Source organism: Micromonospora sp. RTGN7 (genome assembly GCF_033804645.1).
Classification (GTDB): Bacteria; Actinomycetota; Actinomycetes; order Mycobacteriales; family Micromonosporaceae; genus Micromonospora.
In genome coordinates, this window is the sequence record NZ_JAPZLF010000005.1 from 323,471 (window position 1) to 335,965 (window position 12,495).

10 protein-coding genes are annotated in these 12,495 nt (G+C 72.2%); 6 read left to right on the forward strand and 4 right to left on the reverse strand.

The window, feature by feature from the left end; translation table 11 throughout:
- Nucleotides 1-70: 70 nt before the first annotated feature.
- From ctaD to SNR22_RS10225, 4 genes are all read right to left on the reverse strand, one after another.
- Complete coding sequence (gene ctaD, locus SNR22_RS10210) at nt 71-2,074, reverse strand: cytochrome c oxidase subunit I (RefSeq protein ID WP_320066268.1); 2,004 nt, start codon at nt 2,072-2,074, stop codon at nt 71-73.
- A gap of 107 nt (nt 2,075-2,181) precedes the next feature.
- Nucleotides 2,182-2,913, reverse strand: coding sequence for an ATP-binding protein (locus SNR22_RS10215; RefSeq protein WP_320066269.1), 732 nt, complete (start codon nt 2,911-2,913; stop codon nt 2,182-2,184).
- 146 nt (nt 2,914-3,059) lie between these two features.
- The gene (locus SNR22_RS10220) at nt 3,060-4,217 is read right to left on the reverse strand and encodes a glycosyltransferase (protein WP_320066270.1); all 1,158 of its coding nucleotides are present in this window, start codon (nt 4,215-4,217) and stop codon (nt 3,060-3,062) included.
- A gap of 52 nt (nt 4,218-4,269) precedes the next feature.
- Nucleotides 4,270-5,250, reverse strand: a complete 981-nt coding sequence (locus SNR22_RS10225) for a glucosyl-3-phosphoglycerate synthase (protein ID WP_320066310.1) — start codon at nt 5,248-5,250, stop codon at nt 4,270-4,272.
- 228 nt (nt 5,251-5,478) lie between these two features.
- Between SNR22_RS10225 and SNR22_RS10230 the strand changes: the two genes are divergently transcribed.
- From SNR22_RS10230 to SNR22_RS10255, 6 genes are all read left to right on the forward strand, one after another.
- Nucleotides 5,479-6,510 (forward strand): Gfo/Idh/MocA family oxidoreductase, encoded by a 1,032-nt coding sequence (locus SNR22_RS10230; protein WP_320066271.1) that lies wholly within the window; start codon nt 5,479-5,481, stop codon nt 6,508-6,510.
- Nucleotides 6,503-7,591 (forward strand): zinc-binding dehydrogenase, encoded by a 1,089-nt coding sequence (locus SNR22_RS10235; protein WP_320066272.1) that lies wholly within the window; start codon nt 6,503-6,505, stop codon nt 7,589-7,591. Before SNR22_RS10230 ends, SNR22_RS10235 begins: the two co-directional genes overlap by 8 nt.
- 86 nt (nt 7,592-7,677) lie before the next feature.
- A complete protein-coding gene (secA2, locus tag SNR22_RS10240) occupies nt 7,678-9,972 on the forward strand; it encodes an accessory Sec system translocase SecA2 (RefSeq protein ID WP_320066273.1) in 2,295 nt (764 codons plus the stop codon).
- Between the two features lie 227 nt (nt 9,973-10,199).
- Nucleotides 10,200-10,943 carry a GAF and ANTAR domain-containing protein gene (locus SNR22_RS10245; RefSeq protein ID WP_320066274.1) on the forward strand — a complete coding sequence of 248 codons (744 nt, stop codon included), beginning with the start codon at nt 10,200-10,202 and terminating at the stop codon, nt 10,941-10,943.
- 130 nt (nt 10,944-11,073) lie between these two features.
- Nucleotides 11,074-11,532, forward strand: coding sequence for a DUF2231 domain-containing protein (locus SNR22_RS10250; RefSeq protein WP_413775615.1), 459 nt, complete (start codon nt 11,074-11,076; stop codon nt 11,530-11,532).
- 96 nt (nt 11,533-11,628) lie between these two features.
- Nucleotides 11,629-12,474, forward strand: coding sequence for a methyltransferase domain-containing protein (locus tag SNR22_RS10255; RefSeq protein ID WP_320066276.1), 846 nt, complete (start codon nt 11,629-11,631; stop codon nt 12,472-12,474).
- Nucleotides 12,475-12,495: the final 21 nt, after the last annotated feature.

The window sequence follows — 12,495 nt, forward strand, 5'->3', positions numbered from 1 at the left end:
TGGACGGGGAAACGCGGGGGCGGGCCGGCTGACCGGCCCGCCCCCGCTGCGCGCGTACCCCCGTCGGTTGTCAGCGCTCGGTGTTGTCGCCCCCGCTGTGCGGGTGGCGCCACCGCTCGTTCTCCGGCGGTTCCCGCTCCGCGGCCAGGTTGCCGGCCTCCGGCTCGTCGGTCTCCTCGAAGCTGGGGCGGCGGATGTCCTCCGGCTTCGGCACGTCGACCGGCCGCGCCCCCGACTGCGGAGCGGGCTGGTACTCGACGGCCTCCCGGGCGCCGTGCGCGCCCTCGGCCGAGGGCGACTCGGGTTTGTGCCGTTCGTGGTGCAGTTCCTCGGTGAAGCTCTGCGGCGGCTTCGTGGTGCGCTGCGGCAGGTCCCGGCCGAGGTCGGCGACGAGGTGGCCGTACTTGAGGTCGAACGCGGGCCGCTCGGAGCGGATCCGCGGCATCCGGTCGAAGTTGCGCAGCGGGGGCGGGCAGGGGGTGGCCCACTCCAGGGAGTTGCCGAAGCCCCACGGGTCGTCCACCGTCACCATCGTCCCGAACCGCCAGGACTTCCAGACGTTGTAGATGAAGAACAGCGTGGACGCGCCGAGGATGAACGATCCGATGGTGGAGACCATGTTGAGCGTGGTGAAGCCGTCGCTGGGCAGGTAGTCGGCGTACCGGCGGGGCATGCCCTCGGCCCCCAGCCAGTGCTGCACCAGGAAGGTGCCGTGGAAGCCGATGAACATCGTCCAGAAGTGGATTTTTCCGAGCCGCTCGTCGAGCAGCCGGCCGGTCATCTTCGGGAACCAGAAGTAGATCCCGCCGAATGCGGCGAAGACGATCGTGCCGAACATCACGTAGTGGAAGTGCGCCACCACGAAGTAGGTGTCGGTCACCTGGAAGTCCGCCGGCGGGCTGGCCAGCAGCACACCGGTCAGGCCGCCGAGCAGGAACGTGACCAGGAAGCCGATGGCGAACAGCATCGGGGTCTCGAAGGTGAGCTGCCCCTTCCACAGGGTGCCGATCCAGTTGAAGAACTTCACCCCGGTTGGTACGGCGATGAAGTAGCTCAGGATGCTGAAGAACGGCAGCAGCACCTGGCCGGTGGCGAACATGTGGTGCGCCCAGACGGTCATCGACAGCACGGTGATCGCGATGGTGGCGAGCACCAGCCCGGTGTACCCGAAGATCGGCTTACGGGAGAAGACCGGGATGATCTCGGAGATGATGCCGAAGAACGGCAGCGCGATGATGTAGACCTCGGGGTGGCCGAAGAACCAGAACAGGTGCTGCCACAGCATCGGGCCGCCGGTGGCCGGGTCGAACACGTGGGAGTGCAGCAACCGGTCTGCGGCCAGGGCCAGCAGCGCGGCGGCCAGCAACGGGAAGACCAGGAGCACCAGGACCGAGGTGAGCAGCAGGTTCCAGGTGAAGATCGGCATCCGGAACATGGTCATGCCGGGAGCCCGCAGGGTCAGGATCGTGGTGATCATGTTGACCGCGCCGAGAATGGTGCCCAACCCCGAGACGGCCAGCCCGATCACCCACATGTTCGCACCGACGCCCGGGCTGTTCTCGGACAGGCTCAGCGGGGTGTACGCGGTCCACCCGAAGTCGGCCGCGCCGGACGGGGTGAGGAAGCCGGCGACCGTCAACGCCGCGCCGAAGAAGTAGAGCCAGTAGGCGAAGGCGTTGAGGCGCGGGAACGCCACGTCGGGCGCGCCGATCTGCAACGGCACGAGGTAGTTGCCGAAGCCGAACACCATCGGCGTCGCGAAGAGCAGCAGCATGATCGTGCCGTGCATGGTGAACATCTGGTTGTACTGCTCGGGGGAGAGTAGCTGCATGTTGGGCCGGGCCAGTTCGGCCCGGATCAGCATCGCCAGCACGCCGCCGATGATGAAGTACACGAACGAGGTGGCAAGGTAGAGCAGGCCGATCAACTTGGCGTCCGTGCTGCCGAGCATCTTCACCAGCTTGGCCCCCGGCAGCGCCGGGCGCACCGGGCCGGGATAGCCGCCGAATCGGGCCGGCGCGAGAATCGCGGGGCCTCGGTCTCGTCCCGGTTCCGTGGTTACCCGCTTGGGCATGTCTGCTCACCCCGTCGTCACGACAGAAAGGACGGGCGTGCATGCCCGACCCTCCCACCATGTAACCAGGCGAGAGCGGTAATTTCGGTCAATTGGGGGTGAGTGGCTCAGGTGGCGGGCAGCATCGCCCAGACGACCTTGCCGTCCCCGACCGGCGAGCTGCCCCACCGCTGGGCCAGTTCCCGGACCAGCAGCAGCCCTCGACCGCCCTCGGCGCACGGGTCGTTGCCCGTGGCCGGGCGGATCGCCCCCCGGCTGCCGTCGGCCACGGCGACCTGAAGGTACGGCCGGCGCAACGTCAGCGTCACCTGCATCGGAGTGCCGGCGTGTCGGACGACGTTGCCGACCAGCTCGCTGAGCACCACCGAGGCGGGGCCGACCAGCTCGGGCAGGTTCCACCGCCCGCAGGCGTCGGTGACCAGCTCCCGGGCTCGCCGACAGGCTCCGGCGACCGGCTCCAACCGGGCGCGCAGCCGGGGCGCGGCGGCGGCCCCCGCCGTCCGGGTGGCCTCGGCGCAGTCGCGCCGCACCGGCACCACCCGACCCGCCGTGGACTCCGCCAGCCAGCTCGCCACCTCGGGCGGAGGAGCGCAGAGCATGAACGGCACGGCCGGCCAGTCGGCCGCCCGTCGGGCGGCGGCGGCGAAGACCGCCAACGCCAACCGGTCACGGACCGTAACAGAGCCGAGGTCGACCACCAGCGCGTCCGGCTGGTCGGTGAGACACCGGTCCAGGACGTGGTGCACGGGCCGCATCGTGCCCAGGTCGAGGGCGCCGCGAAGTCGTACGACGAGCACCGGCGACTCGTCGCAGACCTCGCAGGTGATCCGGCTCGACATGCGTGTCCTCGTTTCGTCTTCTGGGGGTGACCCGGAGATACCCGGCCCGGTGTGGGGCGAAACGGATCGGGTCCCAGGCCGAGGGGCACGGGATGCGCGACGGTCCCCCTACCGAGATGTTCGGCAGGGGGACCGTCGCGTCGTCGTCAGGCGGGTTGCAGGTGGCGGGCTGTGGTGCCCCCGCGCACCTTCTCGTACAGCTCGACGTACCGCTGCGCCATCACCGCCGGGGTGAACCGCGTCGCGGCCTCCCGCCGGCACTCGTCGGCGTCGATCGCGTCGGCGGCCAGGATCAGCTCGGCCAGCTCCTCCTCGTCGCCGGTGAGCAGGCCGGTGCGGCCGTGCTCGATCAGCTCCGGCAGGCAACCGCGGGCGGTCGCCACCACCGGGGTGCCCAGGGCCAGCGACTCGACCACGGCCGTGCCGCCGGGCTCCTCCCAGCGCAGCGGGAACAGCGAGGCGCGGGCCCCGGCCAGCAGATCGTCGCGCTCCTGTCCGGCGACCGTGCCGACCCAGCGGACCAGGTCGCCGTCGACGTGCGGGGCGACCTCGTCGTAGAAGAACCGCACGTCCGGGTTCTGCCGGGCCTCGTCGCCGGCTGCGGCCAGGTCCTCCGGCCGGTGGTACGGCCCGACCGGCCCGGCGAGCACCAGCGGCACACCGACGCGCTGGGCGAGCCGGGCACCGACGTCCTGGCCCTTGCCGGGGTTGATCCGGCCCAGGATGATCAGGTAGTCGCCCTTGTCCGGCCGGGGGCGCCGGTCCGCGTCAACCGCGAGCGGGGTGGACAGGTACACGTGGCCGACCGAGTGCTCGCGCAGCGCCTGCGGGGCGCGGGCGAGCTGCGAGGCGGAGACCCCGTTGACCCGAACCCGGTCGCCGCCGTCGAGGTTGCCGTAGAGCGCGGGGTGCTTGGCCAGGTCCCAGTGCAGGGTGTGCAGCACCGGCGGGGCGTCGGGGCCCATGGCGGCGAGGGTGGCCAGGCCGACCGCCTCCACGTGGTCGTGGACCAGGTCGATGTCGTCGCGGCGGTGCAGCAGCCGCACCACCCCGGCCAGGTGCGCCGGCGCAATGCCGCAGACCTGGTTGTACGGGCGTTGCAGGGCCTGAAACTGCCCGTCGGGGAAGACGGAGATCTGCTCGTCCACCGGCAGGGTGCTGCTGTCGACGGAGGCGAGCACCACCCGCACGCCGAGCCTGCGCAGCTCCGGCACCAGGGTGGCGATCACGTTCTCGATGCCGCCGTAGCCCGGCGGCGGCACCGACAGCCACGGGCCGGCGTTCATCAGGACGGTGAGGCTCATGCGGGGTTCCTTCTCTCGGCGGGGCCCTCGTCGACCGGCGATGGGCGCATCCTCACGCCGCCACCCGTCGGCGCGGCACCCGGTGGCGCAACTCCGCCAGTGGGGGCCGCTCCTCGATCGAGACGTCGCTGACCACGATCTCCCGGTCCAGGTTCGGCAGCGTGTCGGAGCCACCGCGCCGGAACTGGGTGAGCAGGGGCACCGGCATGGTGCCGGGGCTGGCCCAGCCGCGCTGCTGCAACCGCGACCAGGCGGTCAGCATGATCTGTGCCGACATCCGGCCCAGCGCCGCCGTGTCCTGGTGGCGGTGCTTGCGCTGGCCCAGGTCCACCTGGGCCAGCGCGTCCAGCCCGACCATGTCCAGCAGGTCGATCAGCATCGCCGTCTCGACCCCGTACCCGGAGACGAACGGCACCCGTTCCAGCACGTCGCGCCGGCCGGCGTACTCGCCGGCGAGGGGCTGGACGAAGCCGGCCAGTTCCGGCCAGAACAGGTTCAGCAGCGGCCGGGCCATCAGCTCGGTGACCCGGCCGCCGCCGTCGGCCTCCACGCTGGCCGTGCCGACCAGCGGCCGGTGGTAGAAACCCTTGACGAAGTCCACCGTCGGGTCGGTGAGCAGCGGGCCGAGTAGGCCCGTGACGAAGTGCGGCCGAAACTCGTGCAGGTCGGCGTCGATGAACGCGACCACGTCCCCCTCGGCGGCGGCCAACCCGGCCCAGAGCGCGTCGCCCTTGCCGGACAGTTGGGGCAGGCCCCGGGTCATCTCGTCCTGACCGACCACCTCCGCACCGGCGGCCCGGGCCACCTGCGCGGTCCGGTCGGTCGACCGGGAGTCGACGACGATCAATTCGTCGACCAGGGCCACCCGGTCCATCAGGTGTTCCCGGATGGTTGCCACGATCGCGCCGACCGTGGCCTCCTCGTTGCGTGCGGGCAGCACCACGCTGACCCGGCTGTCGCCCTTGGCGCGCAGGAGCCGCCGGGGCGTCCACTCGGCCGCCGAGGTGGTGCGATAAGTCGCCCACGCCTCCACCACCGGCGAGACGCTCGATTCAGTATCCGGCACAGAGACACCCCCGTGATCGTGATGGAAACGCAGAGTCTGATTTCCCAACGTCGTCCGTTCGCTAACCGAATCATCCCTAACAGCTTGATCACGGGCCGGGCACCTGGCCGTCTCCGACTTGTGAACGTTTGGTTGCGCGGCCGGTGGGGGAGTGGAGTAGGGCAAAAAGTGAAACCGTGGCGAGAGGGTTTGTCGATGCGCGTGTGCCGGGTGGGACTTGTCGGGGCCGGCGGGGTGGCGCAGCGCCACGCCCGGGTGTTGGACGGCTTCGAGGACGTGGAGATTCTCGGCGTGGCCGACGTCGCGCGGGGCGCGGCGGAGGAGTTGGCCGGCGCGTACCGGGCCCGGACGTTCGCCGACGTGGACGAGCTGCTCGCGGCCGGCCCGGACGTGGTGTACGTCTGCGTGCCGCCGTTCGCCCACGGCCCGGTGGAGGAGGCGGTGATCGCCGCCGGGGTGCCGATGTTCGTGGAGAAGCCGGTCGCGGTGGACCTGGACACCGCCGAGCGGATCGCCGACCTGGTGGCCCGGCGAGGGCTGCTCACCGGGGTCGGTCACCACTGGCGGTACCTGCACGTGGTGGAGCAGGCCCGGGAGTTGCTGGCCGACCGTCCGGTGCGGATGGTCAGCGGGGCCTGGCTGGACAAGGTGCCCCCGGTGGCGTGGTGGGCCCGGCGGGACCGCTCCGGCGGCCCGGTGGTCGAGCAGGCCGCGCACGTGCTGGACCTGATGCGCGCGCTGGTCGGCGAGGTGACCGAGGTGAGCGCGTACGGCGACGGCACCCCACCGCCGGTCGACGGGGCCGACATCGACTCGGTGACCACCGCCGCTCTGCGCTTCGCCGACGGGGCGGTGGGCACCCTCGCCGCCGCCTGCGTGCTCGGCTGGAAGCACCGGGCCGGGCTGGAGATCCTGGCCGACGGCCTCGCCCTGTCGCTGGCCGAGGACGGGCTGACGATCCGCGACGCCGACGGCGAGCGGCACGTGCCCGCCGACCCCGACGGCGCCCGGATCGCCGTCGACCGGGCCTTCATCGATGCGGTGCGGGGCGTCGGCGACGACGTCCGGGTCCCGTACGCCGAGGCGCTCGGCACCCAGCGGCTGGCCCTCGCCATCGCCGAGTCGGCGGCCACCGGCCGGTCGGTGGCGCTGCCCACCGGCCCGGCCGTGACGCCCCGCGTGACCCCCGCCCAGCCGACTCCGGCGGGGGTGGCCGTCGATGCGTGACCGGGTGGTGGTGGTCAACGGTCCGGGGCAGGTGGAGCTGGTCGAGCAGGACGCCGGCGAGCTGCGCGACGGCATGTTCCGGGTGGAGACGCTCTACAGCGGGGTCTCCGCCGGCACCGAGCTGAGCTTCGTCAAGGGCACCAACCCGTACCTGAACGTCGCCTGGAACGCCGGGCTCGGGCTGTTCCAGCCGGGGGAGGCGAGCACCCCGTACCCGGTCGACCGGCTGGGCTACATGCAGGTGGGGCGGGTGGTGGCCAGCCGCACCCCGGCGATCGAGGTGGGCGCCGTGGGCGCGATGACGTACGGGCACCGCACCGGATACGTCGCCGACCCGGTCACCGAGCGGTTCGTTGCGCTGCCGGACGACCTGGACCCGCTGCTCGGCGTCTACGTCGCGCACATGGGCCCGATCTGCGCCAACGGCGTGCTGCACGCCGCCGCCGACCTCTGCGGCACCGACGTACGGTCGCTCGGCGACGGGGTGCGCGGTCGCCGGGTGGCGGTGGTCGGCAGTGGGGTGGTGGCCCTGCTCACCGCCCTGTTCGCCCAGCGGCACGGCGCGGCGTCGGTGGTGGTGCTCGATCCCACCCCGCAGCGCCGGGCGGTCGCCGAGGCGCTCGGGCTGGAGACCCTCGACCCGGACGCCGACGACCCGGCGGTGGTGCTCAAGACCCGGTGGAACCATGCCGCGGGCGACCGGGGCGCCGACGTGGTCTTCCAGTGCCGGGGGCAGGCGTGGGCGTTGCAGCTCGCGCTGCGCCTGCTGCGCCCCCAGGGCACCGTGATCGACCTGGCCTTCTACCAGGCCGGCGCGGACCAGGTCCGGTTCGGCGAGGAGTTCCACCACAACGGGCTGTCGCTGCGCTGCGCGCAGATCGGGCGAGTGCCGCGCGGGCTCGCCCCGACCTGGGACCGGGAGCGGCTGTCGGCCGAGACGATCGACTTGCTGCGGGTGCACGGGGAGGCGATCCGTAAGCATCTGGTGTCGGCGGTGGTGCCGTTCGATCAGGCCCCGGCGCTGCTCACCGACCTGGCCGAGCGCCGCCGCCAGGAGCTTCAGGTCGTACTCGCCGGTTGATAGGTCCGGGCCGTGGCGCGGTTACCCCCGCACCACGGCCCGGTCGGGCCGCGAAAGCCGACCCGGGTCGCGTACCGTTGCGGCTCATGGGTGTGTCGCAACGGTTCAAGAGCAGGTTTCAGCGGTTTCTTCAGCGACCCGGCACCACGGTCGACCTGGGTCCGCTGGAGAAGCTGCTGCCGGCCATCGAGGCCCGCGAGGAGGAGCTGTCGGCATTGACCGACGCCGAGCTCACCGAGGCCGCCGGCTCCGCCACCGAGTACAAGGAGATCTGCGCGATCGGTCGCGAGGCGGCCCGGCGCGGGCTCGACCAGCGGCCGTACGATGTGCAGTTGCTCGGCTCGATGGCGCTGCTCTCCGGCAAGGTCGCCGAGATGGCCACCGGTGAGGGCAAGACCCTCACGGCCACGATCGCCGCGTACGGCCACGTCCGGCTCGGTAACGGCCCGGTGCACGTGCTCACCGTCAACGACTATCTGGCCCGCCGCGACGCCCGGTGGATGGAGCCGGTCTACACCCTGCTCGGCCTGACCGTCGGCTCGGTCAACGAGGCGTCGACCCCGCAGGAGCGGCGCGAGGCGTACGCCTGCGATGTGACCTACGTCTCGGTCAGCGAGGCCGGCTTCGACTACCTGCGCGACCAGCTCGTCACCGACCTCGACGACCGGGTCCAGCCGCCGCTGGCCACGGCGGTCGTCGACGAGGCCGACTCCATCCTCATCGACGAGGCCCGGGTGCCGATGGTCCTCGCGGGCGCGATCGGCGGCGAGCAGGACCCGGTGCACGCCGCCGCGACGTTGGTGCGCGGCCTGCACAAGGGTAAGCACTACACGGTGGCCGAGGACGGCCGCAGCGTCGCCTTCACCTCCGCCGGCCTGGCCGCCATCGAGGCCAAACTCGGCGACATCGACCTGTACGACACCGAGCACGTCGGGCAGCTCTCCGCGGTCAACGTGGCGCTGCACGCGCACGCCCTGCTGCACCGCGACGTGGACTACATCGTGCGGGACGGCTCGGTGGAGCTGATCGACGAGATGCGCGGCCGGGTGGCCCAGCGCCGCCGCTGGCCAGACGGCCTCCAGGCGGCGGTCGAGGCCAAGGAGGGCCTGGACGCCACCGCCGAGGGCGAGGTGCTGGGCACCATCGCCGTGCAGGCGTACATCGCGCTCTACCCGAAGGTCTGCGGGATGACCGCGACCGCGGTGCTGGTCGGCGACCAACTGCGCGAGTTCTTCGGCCTGGAGGTGGCGGTGATCCCGCCGAACACCCCCTGCGTCCGCGAGGACGAGCCGGACCGGATCTACGCCACCCGGGCCGAGAAGGAGGAGGCGCTGGTCGACGAGATCAAGCGCTGCCACGACGCCGGCCGCCCGGTGCTGGTGGGCACCCTCGACGTCAAGGAGTCCGAGCAGCTCGCCGCGGGGCTGAACGCCGCCGGGGTGGCCTGCGTGGTGCTCAACGCCAAGAACGACGACGAGGAAGCGGCGATCATCGCCGAGGCCGGCGCGTACGGCGCGGTCACCGTCTCCACCCAGATGGCCGGGCGGGGCGTCGACATCCGACTCGGCGGCAGCGACCAGACCGACCAGGATCGGGTCGCAGAGCTGGGCGGGCTCTACGTCCTCGGCAGCGGCCGGCACGACAGCCGCCGCGTCGACGACCAGCTGCGCGGCCGGGCCGGCCGGCAGGGCGACCCGGGCGGCTCGGTCTTCTTCGTCAGCCTGGAGGACGACCTGGTCATCCGGCACGCCGTGGACGCCGTGCCGCCCTCGCCCCGGATGAACGCCGACGGCCTGGTCACCGACCCGCAGGTGGACTACGCGGTGGAGCACGCCCAGCGGGTAGCCGAGGGCGTCAACCACGAGATCCACCGCAACACCTGGCGGTACAGCGTGGTGATCGAGCAGCAGCGCAAGGCCCTCGCCGAGCGGCGGGAGCGGCTGCTGACCAGCGACGTGGCCGCGCTGATGCTGCTGGAGCGGGTGCCGGAGAAGGCCGAGGAGATGGACGAGGACCTACTCGCCCGGGCGGCCCGGTGGATCGCCCTGCACCACCTCGACCGGCTCTGGGCCGAGCACCTGGCCGAGCTGTCGGAGGTGCGCGAGGGCGTGCACCTGCGCGCCCTGGGCCGGCTCGACCCGCTCGACGAGTTCCACCGGGCGGCCGTGCCGGCGTTCAACGCGCTGGTCCCGGAGATCGAGGCCCGCACCATCGCCACCTTCACCGAGACCGAGTTCGACGACGACTGGGAGCCGGACGCCTCGACGCTGGTCCGCCCCAGCGCCACCTGGACGTACCTGGTGCACGACAACCCGTTCGGCTCGGAACTGGACCGCCTCATCGCCTCGGTGGGCCGGCGGCTCAGCTCCGCCCCGCGCTGACCGGTCGGGGCGGCTGCCCGCCCACGCGGGGGGCCGCCCCGACCGTCGAGCATGGCCTGAGTCCCGGCTTTGATCAGGGAAGCGGGCCCGTTTCGGCCGTTTCGACCCGGGTTCACCGGGGTAGTAGGGCGGGTCCGATGAATCGGGAGAGAGCAGACGATGAGACAGGCAAAGGTGGGTATCCGGGGCCGGTCACCGGTCGTCCCCACGGCTGGGGCGAGGACCCGGTGAACCTGGAGACGCGGGCGCCCGGCACCGAGACCCTGAGCGTCCTGGAGACCGCGGCATTGCTGCGGGAACTGACTGCCGGTCTGATCGCCGTGACCGATTTCGACGAGGCACTGACCCGGTTGGTCAGGATTGCCTGCGGTGCCGTCGCCGGGGTCACCTGGTGTGGCTTCACCGCACTGCGCGCCGGGGAGCCGGCCGGGGTTGCCGCCTCCGATCCGGCGCTGGCGGGCCTCGACGATGATCTGACCCACGGCCCCGACTCACCGGCCATGAGCGCCATCCACCGCCGCGAGTTGATCCTCGCCGAGGACCTCGAGCGGGAGTCCCGCTGGCCGGCCTGGGCCCAGCGAGCCCGGGACCTGGGGGTGCGCGGGGTGATCTCCGCGCCCGTCGACGTCGACGAGCAGGTGATCGGCGCGATCAACCTGTACGCGTCGGCGTCGGCGACGCTGACCACCCGGCACCAGCTCACCGCGATGCTCCTCGCCGAGCACGCGGGGCTGCTGCTCGCGGCGGTGCGGGACCGGGAACGGCGGGCCGCCCAGGCCTACGAGGTGGACGTGGCGCAACTCGCCGACGGGGTGGTCGGGCAGGCGATCGGGGTGATCATGACCCAGCGGGGCTGCCCCGCCCCCGAGGCGCTCCAGGTGTTGCGCAGCGCCGCCCTGTCGCTGCACATCCCGGTGCGTGAGGTGGCCGAGCGTCTCGTGGTCACCGTCTCCCGCCCCCGCGAGAACTGACCCGTCGCTGGTCGGCCCGTCGTTTCCCCGTTGGGGTTCGCGGGTAGCACCTTTCACTGGTGAGTGGAGACGACCAGGGGAGGACGCAATGGAGAGCCGGCTGCGGGTGCACGGGCATCCCATTCAACCGATGTTGGTGACGTTCCCGTTCGGGCTCTTCGTCAGTGCCGCGGTCTTCGACCTGGCCGACGTGGCGGGTGGCCCGGCGTTCCTGGGTGAGGTGGGATACTGGACGTCGGTCGCCGCGCTGGTGGCGGCCGGGCTGTCCACCATGGCCGGCATGGTCGACCTCTGGGACGCCACCGGCGGCCGGACCCGCCACACCAAGATCACGTTCAACCTGGTCAACACCGTGATGGCCGCGATGTTCCTGCTGACCTGCCTGATCCGGGCGCACTCGCCGCAGCGCGGCGCGACCGGTGCCATCCTCGCCACCGAACTGGTCGCGCTCGGGGTCGGCGCGGTCGGGGTGTGGCTCGGCGCCCGCCTGATGCGCGAGTTCGAGGCCGGCCGCGCCGACACCGGCACTCTCGACACCCTGGGCCGCGTTCCGGGCTCCACCGTGGAGTTGGGCAGCTCCCGCGCCTGAGTAGCCGCCCGTCGTGGGACGCCAACGTGTCGGCGTCCGGGGCAGGGCGGTGGAAATCGGGTTGCTCCGCCGGTCGGCGGTGCGCAGGCTGGTCGAATGAGCGGGCAACGGGGCTTCGAGGAGTTGCTGGCCGAGGGCGCGGCCGTGCCGGTGCGGGGCTGGGACTTCTCCTGGCTGCGCGGGCGGGCCACCGAGGAACGTCCATCGTGGGGTTACGCCCGACTGGTGGCCACCCGAATGGCGCTCGCCGACGCGGCGCTGGACGTCGACACCGGCGGCGGCGAGGTGCTCGCCGAGGTGCCCCGACCGCCCCGGGTGCTGCTGGCCACCGAGGCGTGGCCGCCCAACGTCGAGGTGGCCCGGCGCACGCTGGCCCCGCTCGGCGCGACCGTCCTGCACGTCGCCGAGGGCGGCGGCCTGCCGGTGCGTGACGCCGTGCTGGAACTGGTGGTCAGCCGCCACCCGGTGCACACCCCCTGGGAGGAGGTCGCCCGGGTGCTGCGTCCGGGCGGGACGTTCCTGTCCCAGCAGATCCGCGGCGGCACCGTACAGGAGTTGAGTGAAGCCCTGCTCGGCCCGCTGCCCCCGCCGAGGCGGCAACTTCCCGAGCAGGCTGTGGCCGCCGCGCGAGCGGCCGGACTGACGGTGATCGACCTGCGTGAGGCGACCCTGCGCACCGTGTTCCACGACATCGCCGCAGTGGTCTACTTCCTGCGCAAGGTGGTCTGGACCGTGCCGGGCTTCACCGTGCAGCGGTACCGGCCGCAGCTCGCCCGCCTGAACGCCCGGATCGAGGCCGAGGGCCCGTTCGTCGCCCACGCCCGCCGGTTCCTGATCGAGGCGACCAAGTTACCGTCGCCCGGCCTACCCGCCAGGCATCGCCCCGCCGACGTGGCCAGGCATCTCCCCGCAGGCATGGCCAGGCATCTCCCCGCGAGATGACCTGCCGCCAGTTGCCCCATC